The sequence below is a fragment of the Seohaeicola sp. 4SK31 genome, from assembly GCF_028802875.1.
Lineage (GTDB): Bacteria > Pseudomonadota > Alphaproteobacteria > Rhodobacterales > Rhodobacteraceae > Seohaeicola.
This window is the reverse complement of the sequence record NZ_JARAMP010000003.1, coordinates 156,944-182,757: the sequence shown is the minus strand read 5'-3', so window position 1 is coordinate 182,757 and position 25,814 is coordinate 156,944. Positions and strand designations below refer to the sequence as shown.

Sequence of the window (25,814 nt, the reverse complement as noted above, 5' to 3'; positions counted from 1 at the left end):
TAAGGCGCGCAAACCCAACATCCCTACAGGACCATTGCAATGACCATTCAGGTTTTCGGCCACAAATCCCCCGACACCGACTCCACCGGCTCGCCCCTCATCTGGGCCTGGTATCTGACCGAGGTGAAAGGCACCCCGGCCGAGGCGAAGCTGCTGGGCGAGCCCAATACCGAGGCCGCCTTCATGCTGAAGCACTGGGACCTGCCCAAGCCGCAGATCATCGCGGGTGTGGAGGCCGGCGCGCCGGTCGTGATCGTGGACACCAACAACCCCGCCGAACTGCCCGCGGGCATCAATGACGCCGATATCATCGGCATCATCGACCATCACAAGCTGGTGGGCGGGCTGGAGACCAAAGGCCCGATCGAGATCCGCATCGAGCCGCTGGCCTGCACCGCCACGATCATGTTCAAGATGATCGGCAAGGACATGGCCCGCGCGCCGAAATCCATCAAGGGCGCGATGCTGTCCTGCATCCTGTCGGACACGCTGGAATTCCGCAGCCCGACCACCACGCAGGAAGACAAGGCCATCGCCCATGATCTGGCCAAGGAACTGGGTGTGTCGATCCCCGATTATGCCGCCCAGATGTTCGCCGCGAAATCCGATGTGTCGGCCTTCTCGGATGCGGAACTGCTGCGGATGGACAGCAAGGAATATACGGTCGCGGGCAAGGAATTCCGCGTCTCGGTGCTGGAAACCACCTCGCCCAAGATGATCCTTGATCGCAAGGACAGCCTGATGGCATCCATGGTGGACGTGGCCAAGGAAGACGGCGCCGATCAGGTGATCCTCTTCGTCGTGGACATCCTGAACGAGGAAGCCACGCTTCTGGTGCCCAACGATCTGGTCAAGACACTCGCCGAGAAATCCTTCGGCGTCACCGTCACCGGGGACACCGTTGTCCTGCCCGGCGTGATGAGCCGCAAGAAGCAGATCATCCCGGTCCTGACTCTCTGACGCGACGCAGGGGCGGTCACACCTCACCGGCCGCCCTTCTCCTTGCCCGAAATATCCCGGGGGGAGTCCGCAAGGACGGGGGGCAGAGCCCCCCTCCCCCCTTCGCCTGAAAGGCCGCCCATGACCCGCATCATCACCGCCCTGTCCGAGATTTCCGCCGATTACCGCGCGCTTTTCGTCGATCTGTGGGGCTGCGTGCATGACGGTGTGCGCGCCCTGCCCGAGGCCGTGGCCGCGCTGCAAGCCTATCGCCAGACCGGCGGGATCGTGGTGCTGCTGACCAATTCGCCCAAGCCGCGAAAGGGTGTGGAAACCCAGCTGGACCATTTCGGCGTGCCGCGTGACGCCTGGGACACCATCGCCACTTCGGGCGATTCGGCGCGCGCGGCGATGTTTCGCGGCGCGGTGGGGGAACGGGTGTTCTTCATCGGCGAAGACCGCGACATGCCGTTCTTCGACCCGATCAAGGTGGTCGAGAACCCGGTTGAGATCACCCTGACCAAGCTGGATCAGGCGACGGGCATCGTCTGCACCGGGCCGTTCGATCCTGCCGCCGATCCCGCCGATCTGCGCCCCCAGCTGCTTTATGCCAAGCAGAAGGGGCTGAAACTGCTCTGCGCGAACCCCGATATCGTGGTGGACCGGGGCGAGCGGCGCGAATGGTGCGCGGGGGCCGTGGCACAGCTTTACACCGAGATGGGGGGCGAGAGCCTTTATTTCGGCAAGCCGCATCCGCCGATCTATGATCTGGCGCGCCGCCGCTTGCAGGTGTTGGACCAGAACATCACCGATCGGGCGATTCTGGCCATCGGGGATGGTATCCAGACCGACATCCCTGGCGCCATGGGCGAGGAGATCGATTCCCTTTTCATCTCCGGCGGACTGGCCCGCGCGGAAACCCGCACCGATGGCCAACCCGATCCCGATGCGCTAACCGCCTATCTGGACACGGAAAAAGCAGCCCCCACCTTCGCGATTGGCCATCTGCGCTGACCCGGCCGACCTGTTGCAGCCCTGCGTCGAAAGCCCCGGCCGGGATTTTCGGGGCCTGCATTAGCACTTGATTTTCTGCAATTGCAAAGTAATAAAGTTGCAACTTCGGTCGCGTATGCATCCGAATATTACCTTGCCGCTTGATCACGGTGCACAGACTGGAGGGTCGGATGTTGGACAATATGCCTCGCGGCACGATCTGTATCGAAGATATCGAGATGGGCATGACCCGCCATCTGCGCAAAGTGGTGACGGATCGCGACATCGAACTGTTTGCCGAAGTCTCGACCGACCGGAACCCGGTTCATCTGGACGATGACTATGCCCGCGACACGATCTTCGAGGGGCGCATCGCGCATGGCATGCTGACCGCAGGTCTGATTTCGGCGGTGATCGGCGAGCAGCTTCCGGGGCATGGCACGGTCTATATGGGACAAAGCCTCAAGTTTCTGGCCCCTGTGCGCCCCGGCGACATGGTGCATGCCGAGGTCGAGGTGATCGGCATTGACCACGCGAAACGCCGCGTGCAACTGGATTGCCGCTGCATGGTCAACGGCAAGAAGGTCCTGATCGGCGAGGCCACGGTTCTGGCCCCCAGCCGCAAGTTCGACTGACCTCTCGCCGCCGTCAAACAGGCTTGCACCGCCCCGCGCCGGGCGCTAACCCTGCGCCATGCGGATCATCCGGGATTACACATATGTGGACCTTGCAGATCGTGGCGCGTCCGCCGCGATCGGCAATTTCGACGGGGTCCATCTGGGGCACCGGTCGGTCATCGACATGGCCCGCGCGGCAGGGGACCGGATCGGCGCGCCTTTGGGCGTCATGACGTTCGAGCCGCATCCGCGCCAGTATTTCGCCCCTGACGCCCCGCCCTTCCGCCTGATGAGCCGCGAGGCGCGCGCCCATCGGCTGGAGAAGCTGGGGGTGGAGCGGCTCTATGAGCTGAATTTCAACGCCGCCATGTCATCGCTGACACCGCGCGACTTTGCGCAGCGGGTGATCGCGGATGGGCTGGGCCTGAAACATATCGTCATCGGCGCCGATTTCTGCTTTGGCAAGGGCCGCGCGGGCACGGCGCAGCATCTGGTGGCGTTCGGGGCCGAGATGGGCTTTGGCGTGACCATCGCGGACCTTCTGGAAGGCAATGGCGGGGCCGTGTCGTCGACCGCGATCCGCAACGCCCTGACCGAAGGCCAGCCGCGCGCGGCGGCCGCCATGCTGGGCCATTGGCACCGGATCGAAGGCCGCGTGATCACCGGCGATCAGCGTGGCCGCGAATTGGGCTATCCGACCGCGAACATGTCGATCGACGGGCTGCATCCGCCGCGTTTCGGAGTTTATGCCGTGCTGGTCGATGTGCTGGAAGGCCCGCACAAAGGCAGCTATCACGGGGCGGCCTCGATGGGCGTGCGGCCTATGTTCGGGGTGAACAAGCCGAACCTTGAGAGCTTTCTGTTCGATTTCAAAGGCGATCTTTACGGTGTGCCGCTGTCCGTGGGGCTGGTGGAATTCCTGCGTCCCGAGGAAAAGTTCGACAGCCTTGATGCGCTGATTGCGCAGATGGATGCCGATTGCGCCCGCGCGCGTGCCATTCTGGCCGCGCTATGACCGACCCGATCAACCGCGACGGGCTGCGCCCCCGCTTCTGGGAAAAATACCCCGTCGACCGGCTGACCCAAGCCGAGTGGGAGGCGCTGTGCGACGGGTGCGGCAAATGCTGCCTGAACAAGCTGGAGGATGAGGAGACGGGCGAGGTCGTGCTGACCCGCGTCGCCTGCCGCCTGCTGGATGACAGCAGCTGCCGTTGCGGGCAATACGCGACGCGGCATCAGTTCGTGCCGGAATGTATCGTGCTCAGCCCCAAGAACATGGACAAGAACCTGTATTGGATGCCCGAAACATGCGCCTACAAGCTGCTGTGGCAGGGCAAGCCGCTTTATGACTGGCACCCGCTGATTTCCGGCGATCCGCAAACGGTCCATGATGCGGGCGTGTCCGTTCAGGGCATCACGATCCCCGAATTCGAAGTCCCTGAAGAGGACTGGGAAGACTATATCATAGAGGAGCCGACCTGATGTTCTTTGCCTCCGACAATGCGGGCCCCGCCCATCCCCAGGTGATGCAGGCGCTGGTCGATGCCAATCAGGGCTATGCCATGCCCTATGGCAATGATCCGATCATGGGCGAGGTTCGCGCCCGCCTGCGCGAGATTTTCGAGGCCCCCGAGGCGGCGATCTATCTTGTCTCCACGGGCACGGCGGCCAACTCTCTGGCCTTGGCGACGCTGGGGCAGCCCTGGCAGACGGTGTTTTGTTCGCCCGTCGCGCATATCCACGAGGATGAGTGCAACGCGCCCGAGTTCTATTCGGGCGGGGCCAAGCTGACGCTGGTGGGTGACAGCGACAAAATGACGGCCGAAACCCTGCGCGCAGCCATCCTGGCCGAAGAGACGCGCGGCGTGCATGGCCCGCAGCGTGGGCCGGTGTCGATCACCAATGTGACCGAGCGGGGCCGCGTCTATACCTGCGCCGAGATCAAGGCCCTGTCCGATGTGGCCCGCGAATTCGGCCTGCCCGTGCATCTGGACGGCGCGCGTTTTGCCAATGCGCTGGTGGCCCTTGGCTGCACCGCCGCCGAGATGACGTGGAAAGCGGGCGTCGATGCGGTCAGTTTCGGCGGCACCAAGAACGGTCTGCCGGGGGTCGAGGCGGTGATCTTCTTTGATCCCGCGAAAGCCTGGGAATTCGAGCTGCGCCGCAAGCGGGGCGCGCATCTGTTTTCCAAGCACCGCTATCTGTCGGCGCAGATGCTGGCATTCCTGACCGATGATCTGTGGCTGAGTTCGGCAAAACGCGCCAATGCCAATGCCGCGCGCCTGATCGACGGGCTGAAGGCGATCCCGGAGGCCGGTTTCCTGCATGAACCACAGGCCAACATGGTCTTTGCCACCCTGCCCCGCGCCACGCATAAGCGGCTGCACGATGCGGGGGCGGTCTATTACATCTGGTCGGGCTCGTTGGAGGGCAACGACCCTGACGAGCTTCTGGCGGCGCGTCTGGTCTGCGACTGGTCCATCGGCCATGATCAGATCGACCAGTTCCTGAAGATTGCGGCGGGCTGACCGGCCCCCGCTTCTTTTTGCCCCAAATATCCATCCCCGGCCTGCATCGCGCGGGTCAGGCGGTGGGAAGATCCTGCAAAAAGGCCCGCACGCTCTGCGCCACCTCGGTGGGGTGCGTGATCGGGGCCATGTGACCGGCCCCTGCGATGGCGACCTGCTTGGCCTGCGGGATGCGCCGGGCCAGACCGTCATTGATCGCGGCAATCGCGGCAGGGCTGTCGCCGCCCCGGATCAGCAGCACCGGGCAGGTGATCCCGGACAGTTTGCCTCCGGACAAGATCCCCGCGCAATCGCCATAGATCGCCGGGGCCCCCGCTTCGATCAGATGGATGCGCGCGGCCAAAGCGTTCTGTTGCGCCGCAGGCATGCTGTCCCAGCCGCGACCATCGCCCCAGATGGAGGTGAAGGCCTTGGCCGCCGCTATCCGGTCACCCGCCTGCAATGCCTTGCGATAGGCGCGCATATGGGCGTCGTCCTGCACCTGCAATGCGGGCTGGTCCTGCACGGCCACGGCAAAGAAAACAGGCTCGATCAGCACGAGCGAGCGCACCAGATCGGGGCGTTCCACCGCCAACCGGATCGCCACGGTGCCGCCGAAGGAATGACCAATGATGTCGGCGGGCCCCTGCCCCTCATGCTCCAGCAGGTCCACGGCCATAGCCGTGCTGACCGCCTGAATGTCGCTGATGCCGTCCCAATCGGCGCTGCGCCCATGCCCCGGCAGGTCATAGGCGATGGCCGAAATCACATCGTCAAGCCATGCCACCATTCGCGCCCAGCCGCCCGCATGCCCCAGCGAGCAGTGGATCAGAAGGGCCTGACGCGGACCGGCACCGGCGCGTATCCAATGGGTCGGGATCCCGCCCCAGATGTCCTGCGGCATGTCAGAGCTTGCCGGACAGATGCGCGTCCAGATCCTCCAACCGGTCCTGACCCCAGAACCGCTGCCCGCTGTCGACCAGATAGAAGGGGGCGCCGAAGACGCCGCGCGACACGGCCTCTTCCAGATTGGCGGCATAGGTTTCGGCCCCGGCCAGCAGGCCCTTGTCGGCGAGCGAGGGATCGAACCCCGCGCCGGTCAGGCAGCCGCGGATCACCTCGTCGCGGGAGATGTCCTGTTCTTCGGCCCAGCAGGCGCGCGTCAGGCTATGCACCAGCTTGCCGACATCGCCGTCGCCCGCCGCTTGGGCGGCAATCACGGCATAAGAGGCAGGGGCCGGGTTCGTGGGCCAATGCGCGGGTTGGAAATTGAGCGGCATGCCCAGTTTCTTGGCCTGACGTGGCAATTCCTGCGCGCGGTATTCCTTGCGCGAGGGATGACGGTCCGGCAGCGCCACACCGCCCGTGCGGGCAAAGACAGCCCCGGCATCGACGGGTTTATAGGTGATGCTGGCCCCGTGTCTGGCCGCGATCTGCTCCAGCCGTGTTCCGGCCAGATAGACATAGGGCGACAAAACCGTGAAAAAATAATCGATATGGGCCATTTGCGCGTTTCCTTTGCCTGCATCGCTTTGCCCGACGGTAACGAGATGATAGGCAGTGTCAACGTCACGAATCTGTCATCCTGCCCCGGCGCGGATGACCTCGCAGGGGAACCGCTGCCATGCCATCCATCACAGAGCCGAAACTGATTTCGGGCAATGCCAACCTGCCGCTGGCCAAGGCCATCGCGCGGCGCATGTCGATTCATCGCGGGGTGTCCGTCGGTCTGGTCGATGCCCGGATCGAACGGTTCAACGATGGCGAGATCTTCGTCGAAGTGTTCGAGAACGTGCGCGGCGAGGATATGTTCATCGTGCAATCCACGTCGAACCCCGCCAATGACAACCTGATGGAACTGCTGATCATGTCCGACGCGCTGCGCCGGTCGTCGGCGGCGCGGATCACGGCCGTGATCCCCTATTTCGGCTATGCCCGTCAGGATCGCCGGACCAAGGCGCGCACGCCGATCACCGCCAAGCTGGTGGCCAACATGCTGGTCGAAGCCGGGATCGAGCGGGTGCTGACCCTTGACCTGCATGCGGCGCAGATTCAGGGCTTTTTCGACATTCCGGTGGACAACCTCTATGCCTCGCCGATCTTCGCGCTGGATATCAAGGCGCATTTCGCGGGCCGGATGGACGATCTGATGGTCGTCTCTCCCGATGTGGGGGGTGTGGCGCGGGCGCGGGAACTGGCCAAGCGGATCAACGCGCCGCTGGCCATCGTGGACAAACGGCGCGAGAAGCCGGGCGAGATCGCCGAAATGACCGTGATCGGCGATGTGACGGGCAAGACCTGCCTGATCGTGGATGACATCTGCGACACGGCGGGCACGCTGTGCAAAGCGGCGGAAGTGCTGATCGAGAACGGCGCGAAAGAGGTCCATTCCTATATCACCCACGGCGTGTTGTCCGGGCCGGCGGTCGAGCGGATCACCAAATCCGTGATGAAATCGCTGGTCATTACCGATTCCATCGAAGCCTCGGACGCGGTGCGCAACGCGCCCAATATCCGCATCGTGCCGACGGCCCCGATGTTCGCGCAGGCGATCCTGAACATCTGGAACGGCACCTCGGTCTCGTCCCTGTTCGAGACGGAAACGCTGGACCCGATCTATGAGGGCACGTTCAAGCTGTAAGATCAGGGCGGCGGATCACTCGATCCGCCAATCGTCCGGCTCGTAAAGCTCGCCGATCGCCATCCAGCTGACGCGCACGCGGGCGACCTTGCTGTCGCCCCATGTGCGGAAGATGATGGCGAAGCCTTCATTCTTGATCTCGGTCGCCTGCACATCGGCGCGCGAATTGGCCTTGTTGGACATGTCCCACATGCTCAGGCCGACATGGACGACGGGCGAGGTCAGAAACGTTTCGCGGAAATGGACGAAACTGCGGATGTGGCGCGGCCCGCTGCCCGTCCACATCTCTCCGTCATGTTCGAAATCCGAGAACAGGACCATCTCGCCCTGATCTATACCGATGGAGTTGTTTCTGAACCGCCGCATGGCACCTCTTTTGTCTGACACGCTCTTACTGCCAGATTGGGGCGGGATGAGGCCAGAAAAATGAAACCACTGGTCGAAACCGAACGCAGTTTGCACCAAAGTGGGCAAACCGGACCATCAGCCCCAATGAAAAAGGCCCCGCCATCCGGCGGAGCCCTTTCCGTCAATCATCCGCGGACGGTCAGACGCCCACTTCGACCCGCAGCGCCTGAAGGTCGGCGACCAGCTTGTCGGCGGCGTCACGGCCGTCAATGGGGGCTTTCGCCACCGCCTCGACCGCCAGACCGATCAGCGCGTCGAAATCGGCGGCCGTTGCTTCCGCAACCGGCATGGCCTTTTCCGCCAGAACCGAGGTCCCTTCGGGCGAGATCTCGGCGAAGCCGCCGGTCACCACATAGGCCGCGTCACCCTGCGGGCCGCTCACGCGCAGCACGCCGGGGCGCAGGGTCGTGATCAGCGGTGCATGGTCGGGCATCGCTGTCAGGTCACCATCGGCACCCGGAATCTGCACCTGCGCCACCTGCATCGAGGCCAGGCGGCGCTCGGGGCTGACGAGGTCGAATTGCATGGTCTCAGCCATTTCGGCCCTCCCTTAGGCCGCGTCTGCGGCCATGCGTTCAGCTTTGGCGATCACGTCCTTGATCCCGCCGACCATGTAGAAGGCACCTTCGGGCAGGTGATCGTATTCACCGGCCACAACCGCCTTGAACGAGGCGATGGTGTCTTCCAGCGGCACCTGGATGCCGTCCGAGCCGGTAAAGACCTTGGCCACGTCGAAGGGCTGCGACAGGAAGCGCTGGATCTTGCGGGCGCGCGACACGGTCAGCTTGTCCTCTTCGGACAGTTCGTCCATGCCAAGGATCGCGATGATATCCTGCAGCGACTTGTAGCGCTGAAGCACCTTCTGCACGTCGGTGGCCACCTTGTAATGCTCGTCCCCGATGACGGCGGGGTCCAGCAGGCGCGAGGTCGAGTCGAGCGGGTCCACGGCGGGATAGATGCCGAGTTCCGAAATCGCACGCGACAACACGGTGGTGGCGTCGAGGTGGGCGAAGGAGGTCGCAGGCGCAGGGTCGGTCAAGTCATCCGCAGGCACGTAGATCGCCTGCACCGAGGTGATCGAGCCAGCCTTGGTCGAGGTGATGCGTTCCTGCAGGGCGCCCATGTCGGTGGCCAGTGTCGGCTGATACCCCACGGCAGAGGGGATACGGCCCAGAAGTGCGGACACCTCGGAACCTGCCTGCGTGAAGCGGAAGATATTGTCCACGAAGAACAGAACGTCCGTGCCGGACTGGTCGCGGAACTGTTCGGCCAGCGTCAGGCCCGACAGCGCCACACGCATACGCGCACCCGGCGGCTCGTTCATCTGACCGTAGACCAGCGCCACTTTCGACTCCGACAGGTTGTCGGGGACGATCACGCCGGATTCGATCATCTCGTGGTAAAGGTCGTTGCCTTCACGGGTCCGTTCACCCACACCGGCGAACACCGAGAAACCCGAGTGCACCTTGGCGATGTTGTTGATCAGTTCCATGATCAGAACGGTCTTGCCCACGCCTGCACCGCCGAAGAGGCCGATCTTGCCGCCCTTGGCATAGGGGGCCAGCAGGTCGATCACCTTGATGCCGGTGACCAGCACCACGGATTCGGTGGACTGTTCCGAGAATTCGGGCGCGGGTGCGTGGATCGAGCGATGCTCGTCCGCGTTCACGGGGCCTTTTTCGTCGATGGGATCGCCGGTCACGTTCAGAATACGGCCCAGGGTCGCGTTGCCGACGGGCACCATGATCGGGCCGCCGGTGTCGGACACTTCCTGACCGCGCACCAGACCTTCGGTGGCGTCCATGGCGATGGCGCGCACGGTGCCTTCCCCAAGGTGCTGGGCCACTTCCAGAACCAGTTTCTTGCCGTTGTTGTCAGTTGTGAGCGCGTTGAGGATCTCGGGCAGTTGATCCCCGAACTGCACGTCCACAACGGCGCCGATCACCTGGGTGATTTTGCCTTTTGCGTTTGCCATGTTTCGTCTCCGGTTCCTTAGAGCGCTTCAGCGCCCGAGATGATTTCAATAAGCTCGTTCGTGATGACGGCCTGACGCGAGCGGTTATACTCGATCGTCAGCTTCTCGATCATCTCGCCGGCGTTGCGGGTCGCGTTGTCCATTGCGGACATCCGCGCGCCCTGTTCGGACGCCCCGTTTTCCAGCAGCGCGGAAAAGATCTGCGTTGCCACACCGCGCGGCAGAAGATCAGCCAGAATGGCCTCTTCGCTCGGCTCGTAATCGTAAAGCAGGCTGGCGGAATCCGCCTCGGCCTGCTCGAAGCTGGCAGGGATGATCTGCTGCGCGGTCGGGATCTGGCTGACCACGTTCACGAACTTCGAATAGAAGATCGTGGCCACGTCGAACTCGCCCGCGTCGAAACGGTCCAGCACGTCGCGTGCGATGCCCTGCGCATCGGCATAGCCCACGCGCTTGACCTCGGTCAGATCGACATGACCCACGAAATACTTGGCGTATTCGCGTTTCAGCTGATCGCGACCTTTTTTGCCGACGGTCAGGATCTTGACGGTCTTGCCCTGCGCCAGAAGTTTGGCGGCATGGACCTTTGCCAGCTTGGCGATGTTCGAGTTGAACCCGCCGCAAAGGCCCCGCTCGGCGGTCATGACCACCAGCAGATGCACCTTGTCGTCACCCGTCCCCGCCAGAAGGCGCGGTGCGGTATCGCTACCGCCGACCGACGCCGCCAGCCCCGCCATCACGGCATTGAACCGCTCGGCATAGGGGCGAGATGCCTCGGCCGCGTCCTGTGCCCGCCGCAGTTTCGCGGCGGCCACCATCTGCATGGCCTTGGTGATCTTGCGGGTCGACTTGACGCTCGCGATCCTGTTTTTCAGGTCCTTGAGGTTTGGCATAGCCTCTTCCCCTTATGCGAAGTCAGCGGCGAAGGCGTCCAGCGCAGCTTTGATCTTGTCCTCGGCCTCGCCCTTGATCTTGGGGTCCTGCTTGGTGATGTAGTCCAGCAGGTCCGCATTCTTGGTGCGCAGGTGCTTGAGCAGACCGGCCTCGAAGCGACCGACATCCTTGACGGCGATCTTGTCGAGGTAGCCCTTGGTGCCCGCATAGATCACGCAGACGATCTCGGCGTTGGTCAGCGGCGAATACTGCGGCTGCTTCATCAGCTCGGTCAGGCGCGCACCACGGTTCAGCAACTGCTGCGTGGCGGCGTCAAGGTCGGAACCGAACTGGGCGAAGGCCGCCATTTCGCGATACTGCGCCAGTTCCAGCTTGACCGGACCTGCGACGGATTTCATCGCGTTGGTCTGCGCCGAAGAGCCCACGCGGGACACCGACAGACCGGTGTTCACGGCGGGACGGATGCCCTGATAGAAGAGTTCCGTTTCCAGAAAGATCTGACCGTCGGTGATCGAGATCACGTTGGTCGGAATGAAGGCGGACACGTCGCCACCCTGCGTTTCGATGATCGGCAGTGCGGTCAGGGACCCTGCGCCAAAATCCTCGTTCAGCTTGGCGGAGCGTTCCAGCAGGCGGGAGTGGAGATAGAACACGTCGCCGGGATAGGCTTCACGGCCCGGCGGGCGGCGCAGCAGCAGCGACATCTGACGGTAGGACACGGCCTGCTTGGACAGGTCATCATAGATGATCAGCGCGTGGCGGCCGTTGTCGCGGAAATGCTCGGCCATTGCGGTGGCCGAATAGGGGGCCAGAAACTGCATCGGCGCGGGGTCGGATGCGGTGGCGGCCACGACGATCGTGTATTTGATGGCGCCAGACTCTTCGAGTTTCTTCACCAGCTGCGCCACGGTCGAGCGCTTCTGCCCGATGGCGACATAGACGCAATAGAGCTTCTTGCTCTCGTCGTCGCCAGCAGCCTCGTTATAGGATTTCTGGTTCAGGATCGTGTCCAGAGCAATGGCGGTCTTGCCGGTCTGACGGTCACCGATGATCAGCTCGCGCTGGCCACGGCCAACGGGGATCATGGCGTCCACGGATTTCAGGCCGGTCGCCATCGGCTCATGCACCGATTTGCGCGGGATGATGCCGGGGGCCTTCACGTCGGCGATGCCGCGCTTGGTGGTCTTGATCGGACCCTTGCCGTCCAGCGGGTTGCCCAGACCATCAACGACACGGCCCAGCAGTTCGTCGCCCACGGGCACGTCCACGATGGATTTGGTGCGCTTGACGGTGTCGCCTTCCTTGATGTCGCGGTCCGAACCGAAGATCACGACGCCGACGTTGTCGGATTCAAGGTTGAGCGCCATCCCGCGGATACCGCCGGGGAATTCGACCATCTCGCCGGCCTGGACGTTGTCCAGACCGTAGACGCGGGCGATACCGTCACCGACGGACAGCACGCGACCCACCTCGGCCACCTCGGCCTCCTGGCCGAAGTTCTTGATCTGGTCCTTCAGGATCGCAGAAATTTCCGCTGCTTGGATACCCATTTATCCGACCTCTTTCATTGCATTCTGGAGGGAGTTGAGGCGCGATGCGATCGAGGTGTCGATCATCTTCGAGCCAACCTTGACGACTAGACCACCGATGAGGCTTTCATCGACGGCCGCTTTGATCTTGACAGTCTTGCCAGTACGACCCGCCAGCAGCTTGGCCAGCTTGTCGGATTGTGCCTTGGTCAGTGCCGTGGCGCTGGTTACTTCGGCGGTCACTTCGCCCTTGTCCTCGGCGATGATCGCGCGCAGCGATGCGGCCAGTTGCGGCAGCACGAACAGCCGCCGCTTGGCGGCCATCAGCCCCAGCACATTGGTCATGGTGGGCGTCAGGCCCATTTTCTTGGCCAGTGCCGCCATGGCCGCGGCCTGCTCGTCGCGGCCATAGATCGGGCTCATGATCAGCGCGTTGAAATCGGCGCTGTCGGCCAGCGCGGATTCGAGTGCATCCAGATCGGCTTCGATCTTGGCGACGCTCTTGCTTTCTTTGGCCAGTTCAAACACGGCCGTGGCATAGCGTGCTGCAATGCCCGTGGAAATCGAAGCTGGTTCGGACACGTCCACCCTTCCGATAGTTTGCCCCCGGCCTGTTCGAGGCGTGAAACGCCGCCGGAGAGGTTACCCTGCCTTGACGCGCGTCAAAGCATCAAAATCGGCGTGGGTGTAGCAGAGCCTTCCGGACCTAGCAACCTGCTATAGACTCCAGAGGCTATGCATAATTATGTTACTTTTCATAAGCTTACCACAGGTGCGGCGGTTTGCTCATGAATCAGGCGAAAAAAATTCCCGCTTTTGGGCGTTCAAATCGGAATCCTTGCCCCGAAACAGGGCGGCGCATCGCGCCATGGGGGGCGAATACGTTAACGCTATCACCGCGCGGCGGGGCCTGATCGGACCGAAACCGGGTCTCATGCGGGTTTGGCCTCGGGGGTGGGGCTGCCCAGACCGTCCAGCACATTGAGAGGGCGGCGCACCGCCTCGCGCAGGCCCGGACCCGGCGCGGCATGCACGCGTTTGGTCGCCTCGACCATCAGCACGCCGCCGGCCAGCACCATCGACAGGCGCAGGCCCATGCCTTCCCAGACATTGGCGGTCTTGCGCCAGAAGCGCTTGTCCGAGGGCGGCTGATAGAGCGTGGTGACATGCCGTTCGGGCAGAAAGGCATGGCGGCGCAACTGCGCCTCCAACTGGCGCAGCGTATAGGGGCGACCATAGCCGAAGGGCGTGGCGTCCGACCGCGACCACAGCCCGGCGCGGTTGGGCACGATGAAAAGGGCACTTCCCCCCGGCCCCAGCACGCGGAAACATTCCTCCAGCAGCGCCGAGGGCTGTTCGGATGTCTCAAGCCCGTGCATCAGCACCAGCTTGTCCACATGGCCGGTGTCGATGGGCCATGCCGTTTCCTCGCACAGGACCGACACGTTCGGCATGCCCGCAGGCCATGGCATCACTCCCTGCGGCCCCGGCATCAGCCCGATCACCCGGCGCGCATCCGCCAGATAGGGGCGCAGCAAGGGCACGGCAAAACCGAAGCCGACGACGGTCTGCCCCTTGGCCTCGGGCCACATGCGCAGCACCTGATCGCGCACGGCCTTCTGCGCGGCACGGCCCAGCGTGCTGCGGTAATAGAAGTTGCGCAAATCCTGCACATCAAGATGCATTGCGGTCCGCCTCCGGTTCCGCCACTCTAGAGGGCCACCTTACCAAGCAAAAGATGAAACGCCATGCCCCTTGAGATCGTGACCATTCCCTGCCTCAAGGACAATTACGCCTTTCTGGCCCATGACCGGGCCACAGGCCAGACCGCCGTGGTCGATGTCCCCGAGGCCGCCCCCATCGCCGCCGCCCTGGCACAGCGCGGCTGGCGCCTGACCCATGTTCTGCTGACACATCACCACTGGGATCATGTGGACGGTCTGGCCGCCCTGCTGGCCGACCACCCCGCAACGGTGATCGGGGCCGCCGCCGATGCCCACCGCCTGCCGCCGCTGGACGTGGCCGTGGCCGAGGGCGATACGATCACCATCGGGTCGGATAAGGGCCATGTGATCGACGTGTCGGGCCATACGCTGGGCCATGTCGCCTTTCATTTCCCGGCCTCATCCGTCGTCTTTACCGCAGACAGCCTGATGGCGATGGGCTGCGGGCGGCTGTTCGAGGGCACGCCTGCACAGATGTATGCGAGCCTTGCCAAACTGGCGGCCTTGCCCGACGAAACGCTGGTCTGTTCGGGGCATGAATACACCGCATCGAACGCGAAATTCGCACTGACCATTGAACCGGGAAATGCCGCGCTTATCTCTCGCATAGAAAAGATCGAAACCGCGCGCGCGCAGGGTCGCCCGACCGTGCCATCCCTTTTGTCGACAGAGCGCGCCACCAACCCGTTCCTGCGTTCCGATAGCCCTGAAATACAGGCAAAACTCGGCCTGACAGGGGCAGACCCGGTTGCCGTTTTCACCGAGGTCCGCCGCCGCAAGGACAGCTTCTGATGCTGAAACCTCACGCATCCGGAACACGACGAACAAAATGTGACCGTCGGGCCAAAGAAAAAACTTGAAGACCGCCCGATATAGACCACACTTTAACAGTATGAGGCCACGTTTGACGCGGGACACCCCGCGACAGACCCAGATACAAGAGGAGCACAGCCGTGCCTTCATTCTCGACCACGCTCGAACAGGCAATCCACGCGGCACTGGCACTGGCCAATGCGCGCAAACATGAATTCGCAACGCTCGAGCACCTTCTTCTCGCGTTGATCGACGAACCCGATGCGAACCGCGTGATGAAGGCCTGTTCGGTCGATACCGACGACTTGCGCAACACGCTGGTGGAATTCATCGACGATGATCTGTCCAACCTCGTGACGGATATCGACGGCTCGGAAGCGGTGCCCACGGCGGCGTTTCAGCGGGTGATCCAGCGCGCGGCGATCCATGTGCAATCCTCGGGCCGGACTGAGGTGACGGGGGCCAATGTCCTTGTCGCGATCTTTGCCGAGCGCGAAAGCAACGCCGCCTATTTCCTGCAGGAGCAGGAGATGACGCGCTATGACGCGGTGAATTTCATCGCCCATGGTGTGGCCAAGGACCCCGCTTACGGCGAGGCGCGCCCCGTGACGGGCGCCACCGAGGCGGAGGAGACGAGTTCGACCAGCACGTCGTCCGAAGCGACCGACCAGAAGGAATCCGCGCTGGGCAAATATTGCGTGGACCTGAATGCCAAAGCGTTCAAGGGCGATGTCGATCCGCTGATCGGCCGCGCGTCCGAGGTGGAGCGGTGCATTCAGGTGCTGTGCCGCCGCCGCAAGAACAACCCGCTTCTGGTGGGTGATCCCGGCGTGGGCAAGACCGCCATCGCCGAAGGTCTGGCGCGCAAGATCGTGAAGGGCGAAACGCCCGAGGTTCTGTCGAAAACCACGATTTTCAGCCTTGATATGGGCGCGCTGCTGGCGGGCACCCGCTATCGCGGCGATTTCGAGGAGCGTCTGAAAGCCGTGGTCAACGAGCTTGAGGCGCATCCCGATGCGGTTCTGTTCATCGACGAGATTCATACCGTGATCGGAGCTGGGGCCACGTCTGGCGGGGCAATGGATGCGTCCAACCTGCTGAAACCCGCGTTGCAGGGCGGCAAGCTGCGCTGCATGGGATCGACCACCTACAAGGAGTTCCGTCAGCATTTCGAGAAGGACCGCGCCCTGTCGCGCCGGTTCCAGAAGATCGACGTGAACGAGCCCACCGTGGATGACACCGTGAAGATCCTTCAGGGGTTGAAGCCCTATTTCGAGGAGCATCACTCGGTCCGTTACACGGCCGATGCGATCAAATCGGCGGTGGAGCTGAGCGCGCGTTACATCAACGACCGCAAGCTGCCCGACAAGGCGATCGACGTGATCGACGAAGCCGGGGCCGCGCAGCATCTGGTGGCGGAATCGAAGCGTCGCAAGACGATTGGTGCCAAGGAGATCGAGGCTGTGGTGGCCAAGATCGCCCGCATTCCGCCGAAGAACGTCTCCAAGGACGATGCCGAGGTGTTGAAGGATCTGGAAAAGACCCTCAAGCGGGTGGTGTTCGGGCAGGACGCGGCCATCGTGGCCCTGTCGAGCGCCATCAAACTGGCCCGCGCGGGTCTGCGCGAGCCGGAAAAGCCCATCGGCAACTACCTGTTCGCGGGTCCAACGGGTGTGGGCAAGACCGAGGTGGCCAAGCAGCTGGCGGACACGCTGGGTGTGGAACTGCTGCGCTTCGACATGTCCGAATACATGGAGAAACACGCGGTATCGCGCCTGATCGGTGCCCCTCCGGGCTATGTCGGGTTCGATCAGGGCGGGCTTCTGACCGATGGCGTCGATCAGCATCCGCATTGCGTGCTGCTGCTGGACGAGATCGAGAAGGCGCATCCGGACGTGTTCAACATCCTGTTGCAGGTGATGGATCACGGCACGCTGACCGACCATAACGGGCGCAAGGTGGATTTCCGCAATGTGATCCTGATCATGACCTCGAACGCAGGCGCATCCGACATGGCCAAGGCCGCCATCGGCTTCGGGCGCGACCGCCGCACGGGCGAGGATACGGCGGCGATCGAACGGACGTTCACGCCCGAGTTCCGCAACCGTCTGGACGCGGTCATCAGTTTCGGCGCGCTGCCGAAAGAGGTGATCATGCAGGTCGTCGAGAAGTTCGTGCTGCAACTGGAAGCGCAGCTGATGGACCGTAACGTTCACATCGAACTGACCAAGCCCGCCGCCGAATGGCTGGCCGACAAGGGCTATGACGAGAAGATGGGCGCGCGTCCGCTGGGTCGCGTGATACAGGAGCACATCAAGAAGCCGCTGGCCGAGGAACTGCTGTTCGGCAAGCTGACCAAGGGCGGTCTGGTGCGCGTCGGCCTGAAAAACGGCGAGATCGACCTGCATGTGGTCGGACCGGAACAGGCCCGTCTGTCGGGCAACAAACCGCCGCTGCTGACCGCCGACTGATGCGGGCAGCCTGGCTGCTGACACTGATGACCTCTGCGCTGCCTGCCAGCGCAGAGGTTTTTCTTTTGGGCCAGCCCATCGACTGCGTCTTGGGGCAGGACTGTTTCATCCAGCAATACATGGATCATGATCCCGGCCCGGATGCGACGGATTTCACCTGCAACGGGCTGAGCTACGACACCCATACGGGCACCGATTTCGGCCTGCCATCGTTGGTGGCGATGCAGGCCGGTGTCGCGGTTCTGGCTGCGGCCGCCGGGACGGTCACGGCCCTGCGCGACGGGATGCCCGACACAGGACTGTCCCCCGAGACCGCCGCCCGGATCGACGGGCGCGAATGCGGGAATGGCGTTGTGATCCAGCATGAGGATGGCTGGCAGACGCAATATTGCCATCTGAAACAGGGGTCCGTCGCGGTGCGTCAGGGCCAGCAGGTTGCGGTGGGGGACAGGCTGGGACTGGTGGGACTGTCCGGCAATACCGCGTTTCCCCATCTCCATCTGTCGCTGCGCCGCAACGGGCGGGCGGTCGATCCCTTTGATCCTGACGGGCAGATCACCTGCGGCGCGCCTGATCCGCAGACGCTGTGGTCGCCGCCCATCGCCTATGCCCCCGGCGGGCTGCTGGGGGCGGGTTTCGCGACAGCCGTTCCTGATTTCGACGCGATCAAGGCGGGCACCGCGTCCGAGGTCGTCACCCCGGTTTCCCCGGCGATGGTGGTTTGGGGACATGCCTTTGGCGGGCGTATGGGTGACGTTTTGCGCATCACCCTGTCAGGGCCAGAGGGTTTGATCACAGACCATAGCGACCGGCTGGACAAGGAGCAGGCGCAGTTCTTCCGCGCCGCCGGGCGACGGATGCGCGCGGGCGGCTGGCCGCCGGGCACCTATCGCGCGCTGATCAGCCTGTGGCGTGACGGGCAGATGATCGACACGCAACTGATCACGATGGAGATCGAGTGATCCATTCGCTGATCATTTCTCGGTGAATTTCAGTTCGATCCGGCGGTTCTGCGCGCGGGCTTCTTCGGTATCGGCGGTGTTGACGGGGTTGTATTCGCCAAAGCCGTTGGCGCTGAGCCGGTTGGGCGGGATACCGAGCGAGCCGGACATATAGCGCACCACCGACAGGGCGCGGGCCTGTGACAATTCCCAGTTGTCGGCGAATTCGCCCAGCCCTGACAGTGGCACGTTGTCGGTATGCCCATTCACCTGGATCACCCAGTCGATCCCTTCGGGGATCTCATCGGCCACGGTCTGAAGGATCGAGGCCACCTTCGACACCTCGCCCTGTCCTGCCGCTGAGAGGGTGGCGCTGCCCGGCGGGAAGAGCACCTCGGAGGCAAAGACGAAGCGGTCGCCCACGACCTGCACACCGGGTTGATTGCCCAGAAGATCGCGCAGGCGACCAAAGAATTCAGAGCGGTATTTCTGCAAATCCTGCGCCTCGGCCTCAAGACGCAGGCGTTCCGCCTCCTCAAGCTGACGCCGCCGCCGTTCCTCGGCCGCCGCACGAGCCAGCGCCGCGTTCAGATCAGAACCTAGGGACTGCACCTGAATCGAGGCGGCGGATTCGCGTTCCTTGCTGTCATCCAGAAGCGCCTGCAACTGCCCCAACTGGTTGCGCAGTGCGGCCACCTGTTGGTTCAGCAGGGCCTGCGCCCGCTGCGCTTCGGTGGATTTGTCCTTCTCTTCGGCCAGCAAGCGCTGCGCCTGCGCCAGAAGGGCGGCTTCGCGTTCGGCCTCGCTCATCTGCGCGCCAAGCTGCGCTTGCAGATCGTCCCGCGCGGCTTCGGCGGCGGCCAGCAGGGTCAATGTCTCTTCTGCGCGGGCGCGCTGTTCTTCCAGCGCCAGCGTCATCGCGGTCAACTCACTGTCCGCATTCTGCAACCTGTCGCGCAACGCGGCGGCGGCGGCAGCCTCGGCCAGTCGCGCGGCCTCTTCCTCGGACAGTTGATCTTCGAGCGTGGTGACCTGTCCAGTCAATGCCTGCACCTGTTCTTGCGCCTCGGCCTGTTCGGCGCGCAGATCGGCGATCAGCGCCTCAAGCGCCTCGCGCCGGGCCGCGGCCAATCGGGCGGCCTCGACGCCAGCGTCGATTTCGGAGCGTGCCTGTGCCAGCGCAAGGTTGAGCGCCTCCTGCTCGGACAGAAGGCGACCTTGCTCGGCCTCCAGTTCCGCCACCGTGCCCAGCGCCGTGTCCCGCTCGGACAGAAGGGCCGCAACCTGCGCCTCGAAGGCGGTGATCCGGGTCTCGGCTGCCTCGAGCGCGGCCAGCCCCGCGTCACGTTCACCGCGCAAGGACAGGATCAAGGCTTCCTGCTGTGCGATCTGGTCGCGGGCGTCCCCCAGTGTCGCGTCCAACTCGCCCAGGCGTGTGGTCAGATCGGCGCTGCGGCGCTGTTCCAGACCCAGCGCCTGCGCCAATGCGGCCACTTCGGCCCCCAGGGCATCCAGTTCCGTCGCCTGCCCGCTGATCGTCTCGCGCAACACGAATTGCACCACCATGAAGATGGTCAGCACGAACATCAGCACCAGCAAAAGCCCGGTCATCGCATCCACGAAACCCGGCCAGATCGAGGCCTGAAACCGTTGCCCGGTGCGCCGCGACAGGGCCATGGATCAGCCCTCCTCGCCCTTGTTGCCCAGGACCGCGCCCAGCGGACGCGGTGTGACGGGGCGCGCGCGCCCCTGTTCGACGGCGCGGGTCAGGGCCGCAAGATCGGTGCGCAACTCGGCCATTGTGTCCTGACGGCCTGCGCTGATCTCTTCCAGGATCCGCAGCAATTGCACATCCATCGAGCGCAGGCGCATCCTGCTTTCGGCGTCCAGCCCTTCGCCACGCTCCTGCGTCGACAGGGCCTGTGCCAAGCGTTCCTGCCCTTCGGCCAGACGCAACAGGGCGGCCGTCAACTCTCCCTGCTGGCCGCTTCCGGCACCCAGCGTGTCGTTCAGGCCAGCCACGGCATGGCCCAACTGTTCCAGCCGCGCCTCGGTCGCGATCCGTCCGACCTCGGCCTGATCCAGCAGGCGTTGCACGGCGTCCATCTGATCGGCCATGCCCGTGGCGACCTGCGCCAGCATCGCCTGATCCGGCGCCCCCTCGCCATCACCGGAGGAGAAGCCAAGCCGCGTGATCGTGCTCAGCCATTCCTCAAGCTCGCGGTAAAACCGGTTCTGGCCATGGCCTGCAAAGAGTTCCAGCAGGCCCACAACCAGCGACCCGGCCAGACCCAGCAGGGACGAGCCGAAGGCCACGCCCATGCCCGACAACTGCGCATCCAGCCCGTCCATCAGGCGACCGAAGACGGCAACGCCCTCTTCGCCCTCCTGCGGGGCAAGACTGCGGATCGTGTCGACCAGCGCGGGCACGGTTGTCGCAAGCCCATAGAACGTGCCCAGAAGGCCAAGGAAAATCAGCAGGTTGACGATGTAGCGCGTGATCTCGCGCGCCTCGTCGATCCGGGTCGCCACGGAATCGAGGATCGAGCGGGTCGAACTGGCCCCGAGATGCATCCGTGCGCCCCGCGAGCGCAGCAGCGCCGCCAGAGGCGCCAGCAGACGGGGGGCCGCCCGCCCTTCGCCACGGCCCTTGGTGAAATCCTCGATCCAGCGGACCGATGTGATCAGCTGCCCCACTTGCAGGAAACAGGCCAGCACACCGATCACGAAGACGAACAGGATGAACCCGTTGAGATAGGGGTTGGCCTCGAACACCGGCAAGACGCGCGGCAGGGCCAGGACCACCACGAATGCGGCCAGTCCCAGCACCAGCAGCATCGAGATGATCTGGCGCAAGGGTTGGGAAAACTGGGGCTCGGCCTCGCGGTCCGGCAGGTCCATGCGGACGGCTCCTGACACTGGTTATAGTTGGGCTGATCCTAGGGGTTGATCAGCGCCCTGCCAAGGGCTTATGCCCCGCCGATCGCAGCTTGACGGGTCAGATCGCGCACCCGACCGTCCAGCCAGTCCAGATCCGGGTCGGTGATGCCCAAAGTGACCAGATGTGCCACCGTATTGTGCAGATATTCGGTGTTCGGCCCGCGTCCGCCCACAGCGCGCGCGATGATCTGGGCCTGCTCTTCCAGCGGCAGGCCGCCACAATACTGGACGTGGTCCGGGTCGATCACATAGGTCACGGCCTCGACCTGCGTGCCATCGGCCAATGCAATCTCCAGCACCTTCTCGACATAGGCGGAGGAGATCAGTTCCCGCTCGCGCAGATAGTGCAGCACCGCATCCGCCTCGTCCGGAGCCACGCCCAAGGCCAGCCCGTGACACTCGGCCCCGGTTGCGGCGTCCAGCGCCAGCACCAAGCCCGGCTCTTCCGGCGTGCCCCTGTGATGGATCGAGCGCATGCAGAAACTCCGGTGATAATCGGGCAGCCGCGCCAGAACCGTGCGCCGCGCCTCGAAGCCGGGGTTCCACAACAGTGATCCATATCCGAAAACCCACATCATCGCGGCACTGGTCCTTCCATTTGCGCCCCTGTAAACACCACCAAAGCCAGAGTGAAAAGGGGGGCGTTGGCCCGTGAAGCGACTGTTGATCCTGATCCTTGTCTCCGCCGCGCTCTGGTCGGGCTATTGGCTCTACGGTGCCTCGGCCAGCAAATCTGCCTTTGTCGCATGGTTCGAGGAGCGTCGCGCCGAGGGGTGGGCCGCTGACTATGCCGATCTGGAGGTCCGGGGCTTTCCCAACCGGTTCGACACCACCTTCACAGATCCCGCGCTGGCCGATCCGGGCACGGGTTGGGCGTGGAATGCGCCCTTTTTCCAATTGCTGGCCCTGTCCTACAAGCCCAATCACGTGATCGCCATCTGGCCCGAGACCCAACGCATTGCCACACCGCAGGGCCGTTTCGACATGACGCAGGCCGAGATGCAGGCCAGTGTGGTGCTCTGGCCAAGCACCGCTCTGGCGCTGGACCGGGTGCGGCTGGTGGCGGATACGGTGCAGGTGACGGCCAGCGATGGCAGCACCACAGCGGCCAGCGCCCTGCGGCTTGCGGCTGAACGGTTGGGCGCGGATGGACAGGCGGCGACCACGGCCCCCGAGGCCGGCCCGACCCGCTACCGCATCGCCCTGTCCGCCGAGGGTTTCGCCCCGGACAGCGCCCTGCGCCAGCGGATCGACCCCACGGACCGCCTGCCCCGCACGCTCGATGCGCTGCGTGCCGATGTCACGCTGGGCTTCGACCGCCCATGGGACCGCAGCAGCGTGGAAGAGGCGCGCCCACAGCCGCAACTGATCTCGCTCCGGCTGGCCGAGGCGCGCTGGGGCGAGCTGGAACTGCTGGCGGCGGGCGATCTGGAGATCGACGCCGAGGGCGAGGCCAGCGGCCGCATCACCGTCAAGGCCCGGAACTGGCGCGAGATTCTGGCGATGGCGCGTGCGTCGGGCGAATTGCCCGACGGCGTGGCCGATACGCTGGAGCAGGGGTTGTCGCTTCTGGCAGGGCGCAACGACGGTATCGACATCCCGCTGGATTTCCGTCGGGGGTTGATCTGGATCGGCCCGCTGCCAGTGATGGACAGCCCCCTGTTCCGGCTGCGCTGACGCCTAGCGGCAGTAGGGCCCGCCACGATGGCGGGCGGTGTCGAAGTGGAAATGATCCAGATGGAACCGGTCCGCCTGCGGCCCCAGCACGGTGCCGAAGGGCCCGCAGGCCGCGCGGTGCATCTCGCGCAGCGCGCGTCCGTTGCGCCCCGCGCCCCAGTCGCGCAGCACCGTGATCTGGGTGCCGTCACGCAGCGTATAGCCCGATACGTCGATGGCCTTGCCCCGCCCATGTTCGGAAATCCGCGCGCCGCGCTGGTGGTTGCGGGTGCGACAGGCATAGCTGGCGGCGATGCGGATCGACTCGATCCCGCCGCCCTGACTGCCGACCGCAGGCGCCATGCCGCGGTCAACCCATGTCCTGAAGGCCCGCGCGGTGGGGCAATCGACCACGGCACCTGTGCTGAGCTGGATACCGTTCACCTCATGCAGACGGACGGCATTGTCGATGCCACAGCCGGTCACGCCGCCCGGCACCTCGCCCACCACCTCGCCGCGCAGGGCAGGATCGCCGCACACCATCGGATAGCCACTGGTCGACGGGGCCACACGCGCCGGACCCCGCTCATAGCGGACGCTGCACGCACTGGCGCTGAACATCAGTGCAACAAGGGCAAGCGGCAGGATCACCAGACTCCGGGTCATCGCACCGCTTTCACGCGACCGAAATCCGGCGCATCGGTATCCTGACCGGCTTCGATGATCCCACGCCGAATGGCGCGGGTGCGGGTGAAATAGGCATGCAGGTGGTCGCCATCCCCGGTGCGGATCGCGCGTTGCAGGGCGAACAGCTCCTCGGTGAAGCGGCCAAGGATCTCCAGCGTGGCCTCCTTGTTGGTCAGGAACACATCGCGCCACATGGTCGGATCACTGGCGGCGATCCGGGTGAAGTCGCGAAACCCGGCGGCGGAATACTTGATCACCTCGCTGTCGGTGACGCGGCGCAGGTCATCGGCCACGCCCACCATCGTATAGGCGATCAGATGCGGCGCGTGGCTTGTGACGGCCAGCACCAGATCGTGATGATCCGCCTCCATCGTGTCGACATTGGCGCCCATGCCCGCCCAGAGCCGCGAGAGCCGGTCCAGCGCATCCGCATCCGTCCCCCCGACCGGCACCAGCAGGCACCAGCGGTTGTCGAAAAGCGTGGCAAAGCCCGACTCGGGGCCGGAATGTTCGGTCCCGGCCAGCGGATGCGCCGGAATGAAATGCACATTGTCCGGCAGATGCGGTCCGACCGCCTGAATGACCGCCGCCTTGACCGAGCCCACGTCGCTGACCGTGGCCCCCGGTTTCAGATGCGGCGCGATCTCGGCCGCCACGGCCCCCATCGCGCCGACCGGCACGCAGAGCACCACCAGATCGGCCCCCGCCACAGCCTCGGCCGCCGTGTCACAGACCCGGTCGCACAGCCCGATCCGCCGCGCCGTGTCGCGGGTGGCGGCAGAGCGCGCATAGCCGGTCACTTCGCCCGCCAGACCGCCACGTTTCATCGCCCAGAACATGGACGAGGCGATCAGCCCCAGCCCGATCAGGGCCACCCTGTCATAGATCACCGTCATCTGGCGCCACCCTTGAACTGGCCGACAGCATGGGCCACGCGGCGGCAACTCGACTCGTCGCCCACGGTGATCCGCAGGCAATGCGGCAACTTGTAACCCGCCACGCGGCGCACGATCAGCCCCTGCGATTTCAGATAGGTGTCGCAGGCCTCGGCCTCGGCCTGATCGGCGAAACGCGCCAGCACGAAATTGGCCTTCGACGTGTCGCATTGCACACCATGCTCGGCCAGGGCCTCGGCCAGCCAGACGCGCAGGCGGGCATTCTCGGCCCGGCATTTGGCGGCATAGGCCTGATCGCGCACCGCCGCTTCGGCCGTGGCCAGCGCCGTGTTGGACAGGTTGAAGGGGCCGCGGATGCGGTTGAGCACATCGATGATCGCGCGCGGGCCATAGCCCCAGCCCACGCGCAGCCCGCCAAGACCGTAAAGTTTGGAGAATGTCCGCGTCATCACGACATTCTCGCGCATGTCCACCAGAGCGGCACCGCCATCATAGCCCTCGACATATTCGGCATAGGCGCCGTCCAGCACAAGGATGGCATGATCCGGCAGGCCCTGCGCCAGACGCGCCAGTTCGTTGCCGCCGATCATGGTGCCGGTGGGATTGTTGGGGTTTGCGATGAAGACCAGCTTGGTCGCAGGCGTCACGGCGGCAAGGATCGCGTCCACATCGGTGACGCGTTCGCGCTCGTGCACCTCAACCGGGGTGCCGCCCGCCGCCAGGGTGCTGATGCGATACATGGCAAAGCCGTGTTCTGTGTGGATCACCTCATCCCCCGGTCCGACATAGGCCTGACACAGGAAATGGATGATCTCGTCGCTGCCCACGCCGCAGATGATCCGGTCGGCATCCAGCCCGTGAACCTCGGCAATCGCGCGCCGCAGCGCCGCATGGTCGGTCGAGGGGTAGCGATGCAGCTCATAGCCCGAGCGGCGGAACGCCTCGATCGCGGCCTCGCTCGGCCCGAAAGGGTTCTCGTTCGAGCTGAGCTTGACCACATCGGTCACGCCCTCAACATGGGCGGCCCCGCCCTGATAAAGCTCGATCTGCATGATGCCGGGTTGCGGCTGGATCTGGGTCATGTCTGCGCTCTCCTTGCGCCCTCTCTTAGCGATGCGCCAAGCTCAAGAAAAGCGCGAAAGCGGCTCTGCACCCGATGCCGCAGCCAGACCGCCTGCCCCTT

The 25,814-nt window shown here is 64.3% G+C and carries 26 protein-coding genes; 11 read left to right on the top strand and 15 right to left on the bottom strand.

Annotated elements, in window-relative coordinates; translation table 11 throughout:
* Positions 1–39 precede the first annotated feature (39 nt).
* The 6 genes from PVW27_RS04040 to PVW27_RS04015 all read left to right on the top strand — a co-directional run bounded on the left by PVW27_RS04040 (position 40) and on the right by PVW27_RS04015 (position 5,077).
* The gene (locus PVW27_RS04040; protein WP_274555310.1) at positions 40–960 is read left to right on the top strand and encodes a manganese-dependent inorganic pyrophosphatase; all 921 of its coding nucleotides are present in this window, start codon (positions 40–42) and stop codon (positions 958–960) included.
* Positions 961–1,080: 120 nt separating this feature from the next.
* Positions 1,081–1,953 carry a TIGR01459 family HAD-type hydrolase gene (locus PVW27_RS04035; RefSeq protein WP_274555308.1) on the top strand — a complete coding sequence of 291 codons (873 nt, stop codon included), beginning with the start codon at positions 1,081–1,083 and terminating at the stop codon, positions 1,951–1,953.
* A gap of 170 nt (positions 1,954–2,123) precedes the next feature.
* Positions 2,124–2,567, top strand: coding sequence for a MaoC family dehydratase (locus tag PVW27_RS04030; RefSeq protein ID WP_274555307.1), 444 nt, complete (start codon positions 2,124–2,126; stop codon positions 2,565–2,567).
* Positions 2,568–2,625: 58 nt separating this feature from the next.
* Positions 2,626–3,564 (top strand): bifunctional riboflavin kinase/FAD synthetase, encoded by a 939-nt coding sequence (locus tag PVW27_RS04025; protein WP_274555304.1) that lies wholly within the window; start codon positions 2,626–2,628, stop codon positions 3,562–3,564.
* Positions 3,561–4,031, top strand: coding sequence for a YcgN family cysteine cluster protein (locus tag PVW27_RS04020; protein WP_274555302.1), 471 nt, complete (start codon positions 3,561–3,563; stop codon positions 4,029–4,031). The genes PVW27_RS04025 and PVW27_RS04020 overlap by 4 nt, the downstream gene beginning before the upstream one ends.
* Positions 4,031–5,077, top strand: a complete 1,047-nt coding sequence (locus PVW27_RS04015; protein ID WP_274555301.1) for a threonine aldolase family protein — start codon at positions 4,031–4,033, stop codon at positions 5,075–5,077. The genes PVW27_RS04020 and PVW27_RS04015 overlap by 1 nt, the downstream gene beginning before the upstream one ends.
* 55 nt (positions 5,078–5,132) lie before the next feature.
* Here PVW27_RS04015 and PVW27_RS04010 read toward each other — a convergent pair whose 3' ends face one another.
* Both PVW27_RS04010 and PVW27_RS04005 read right to left on the bottom strand, forming a co-directional pair.
* The gene (locus tag PVW27_RS04010; RefSeq protein ID WP_274555299.1) at positions 5,133–5,960 is read right to left on the bottom strand and encodes an alpha/beta fold hydrolase; all 828 of its coding nucleotides are present in this window, start codon (positions 5,958–5,960) and stop codon (positions 5,133–5,135) included.
* A gap of 1 nt (position 5,961) precedes the next feature.
* A complete protein-coding gene (locus PVW27_RS04005) occupies positions 5,962–6,561 on the bottom strand; it encodes a 2-hydroxychromene-2-carboxylate isomerase (protein WP_274555297.1) in 600 nt (199 codons plus the stop codon).
* Positions 6,562–6,680: 119 nt separating this feature from the next.
* Between PVW27_RS04005 and PVW27_RS04000 the strand changes: the two genes are divergently transcribed.
* Positions 6,681–7,697: a ribose-phosphate pyrophosphokinase gene (locus PVW27_RS04000; RefSeq protein ID WP_274555295.1), complete on the top strand. Its 1,017-nt coding sequence runs from the start codon at positions 6,681–6,683 to the stop codon at positions 7,695–7,697.
* A 15-nt stretch (positions 7,698–7,712) separates the two neighbouring features.
* Here PVW27_RS04000 and PVW27_RS03995 read toward each other — a convergent pair whose 3' ends face one another.
* From PVW27_RS03995 to PVW27_RS03965, 7 genes are all read right to left on the bottom strand, one after another.
* Positions 7,713–8,063 (bottom strand): H-type lectin domain-containing protein, encoded by a 351-nt coding sequence (locus PVW27_RS03995; RefSeq protein WP_274555293.1) that lies wholly within the window; start codon positions 8,061–8,063, stop codon positions 7,713–7,715.
* A 181-nt stretch (positions 8,064–8,244) separates the two neighbouring features.
* Positions 8,245–8,643 (bottom strand): F0F1 ATP synthase subunit epsilon, encoded by a 399-nt coding sequence (locus tag PVW27_RS03990; protein ID WP_274555292.1) that lies wholly within the window; start codon positions 8,641–8,643, stop codon positions 8,245–8,247.
* A gap of 12 nt (positions 8,644–8,655) precedes the next feature.
* Positions 8,656–10,080 (bottom strand): F0F1 ATP synthase subunit beta, encoded by a 1,425-nt coding sequence (gene atpD / locus PVW27_RS03985; protein ID WP_274555290.1) that lies wholly within the window; start codon positions 10,078–10,080, stop codon positions 8,656–8,658.
* A gap of 17 nt (positions 10,081–10,097) precedes the next feature.
* A complete protein-coding gene (locus PVW27_RS03980; RefSeq protein ID WP_274555289.1) occupies positions 10,098–10,973 on the bottom strand; it encodes a F0F1 ATP synthase subunit gamma in 876 nt (291 codons plus the stop codon).
* 12 nt (positions 10,974–10,985) lie between these two features.
* Positions 10,986–12,524: a F0F1 ATP synthase subunit alpha gene (gene atpA, locus PVW27_RS03975; protein WP_274555287.1), complete on the bottom strand. Its 1,539-nt coding sequence runs from the start codon at positions 12,522–12,524 to the stop codon at positions 10,986–10,988.
* Positions 12,525–13,085 (bottom strand): F0F1 ATP synthase subunit delta, encoded by a 561-nt coding sequence (locus PVW27_RS03970; protein ID WP_274555286.1) that lies wholly within the window; start codon positions 13,083–13,085, stop codon positions 12,525–12,527.
* A gap of 350 nt (positions 13,086–13,435) precedes the next feature.
* Complete coding sequence (locus tag PVW27_RS03965; RefSeq protein ID WP_274555283.1) at positions 13,436–14,188, bottom strand: class I SAM-dependent methyltransferase; 753 nt, start codon at positions 14,186–14,188, stop codon at positions 13,436–13,438.
* A gap of 63 nt (positions 14,189–14,251) precedes the next feature.
* Between PVW27_RS03965 and gloB the strand changes: the two genes are divergently transcribed.
* The 3 genes from gloB to PVW27_RS03950 all read left to right on the top strand — a co-directional run bounded on the left by gloB (position 14,252) and on the right by PVW27_RS03950 (position 18,473).
* Positions 14,252–15,019: a hydroxyacylglutathione hydrolase gene (gloB, locus tag PVW27_RS03960; RefSeq protein WP_274555281.1), complete on the top strand. Its 768-nt coding sequence runs from the start codon at positions 14,252–14,254 to the stop codon at positions 15,017–15,019.
* Positions 15,020–15,180: 161 nt separating this feature from the next.
* Positions 15,181–17,511, top strand: a complete 2,331-nt coding sequence (gene clpA, locus PVW27_RS03955) for an ATP-dependent Clp protease ATP-binding subunit ClpA (protein WP_274555280.1) — start codon at positions 15,181–15,183, stop codon at positions 17,509–17,511.
* Positions 17,511–18,473, top strand: coding sequence for a M23 family metallopeptidase (locus PVW27_RS03950; protein ID WP_274555279.1), 963 nt, complete (start codon positions 17,511–17,513; stop codon positions 18,471–18,473). The genes clpA and PVW27_RS03950 overlap by 1 nt, the downstream gene beginning before the upstream one ends.
* A gap of 12 nt (positions 18,474–18,485) precedes the next feature.
* Here the strand turns inward: PVW27_RS03950 and PVW27_RS03945 are convergent, their stop codons facing one another.
* From PVW27_RS03945 to PVW27_RS03935, 3 genes are all read right to left on the bottom strand, one after another.
* Positions 18,486–20,129, bottom strand: a complete 1,644-nt coding sequence (locus tag PVW27_RS03945) for a peptidoglycan -binding protein (RefSeq protein ID WP_274555278.1) — start codon at positions 20,127–20,129, stop codon at positions 18,486–18,488.
* A 3-nt stretch (positions 20,130–20,132) separates the two neighbouring features.
* Complete coding sequence (locus PVW27_RS03940; protein WP_274555277.1) at positions 20,133–21,353, bottom strand: biopolymer transporter ExbB; 1,221 nt, start codon at positions 21,351–21,353, stop codon at positions 20,133–20,135.
* A 68-nt stretch (positions 21,354–21,421) separates the two neighbouring features.
* Positions 21,422–21,967 (bottom strand): gamma-glutamylcyclotransferase, encoded by a 546-nt coding sequence (locus tag PVW27_RS03935; RefSeq protein ID WP_274555439.1) that lies wholly within the window; start codon positions 21,965–21,967, stop codon positions 21,422–21,424.
* 76 nt (positions 21,968–22,043) lie between these two features.
* Here PVW27_RS03935 and PVW27_RS03930 point away from each other — a divergent pair, with 76 nt between their 5' ends.
* Positions 22,044–23,069 (top strand): DUF2125 domain-containing protein, encoded by a 1,026-nt coding sequence (locus PVW27_RS03930; RefSeq protein ID WP_274555275.1) that lies wholly within the window; start codon positions 22,044–22,046, stop codon positions 23,067–23,069.
* Positions 23,070–23,072: 3 nt separating this feature from the next.
* On the opposite strand, the gene PVW27_RS03925 is transcribed toward PVW27_RS03930, so the two are convergent.
* The 3 genes from PVW27_RS03925 to hisC are packed head-to-tail and all read right to left on the bottom strand — an operon-like array spanning position 23,073 to position 25,713.
* On the bottom strand, positions 23,073–23,714 hold the full coding sequence (locus PVW27_RS03925) for an extensin-like domain-containing protein (RefSeq protein ID WP_274555273.1): 642 nt from the start codon (positions 23,712–23,714) through the stop codon (positions 23,073–23,075).
* Positions 23,711–24,631, bottom strand: a complete 921-nt coding sequence (locus PVW27_RS03920) for a prephenate/arogenate dehydrogenase family protein (protein WP_274555271.1) — start codon at positions 24,629–24,631, stop codon at positions 23,711–23,713. The genes PVW27_RS03925 and PVW27_RS03920 overlap by 4 nt, the downstream gene beginning before the upstream one ends.
* Positions 24,628–25,713 carry a histidinol-phosphate transaminase gene (gene hisC, locus PVW27_RS03915; protein WP_274555270.1) on the bottom strand — a complete coding sequence of 362 codons (1,086 nt, stop codon included), beginning with the start codon at positions 25,711–25,713 and terminating at the stop codon, positions 24,628–24,630. The genes PVW27_RS03920 and hisC overlap by 4 nt, the downstream gene beginning before the upstream one ends.
* Between the last annotated feature and the right edge of the window lie 101 nt (positions 25,714–25,814).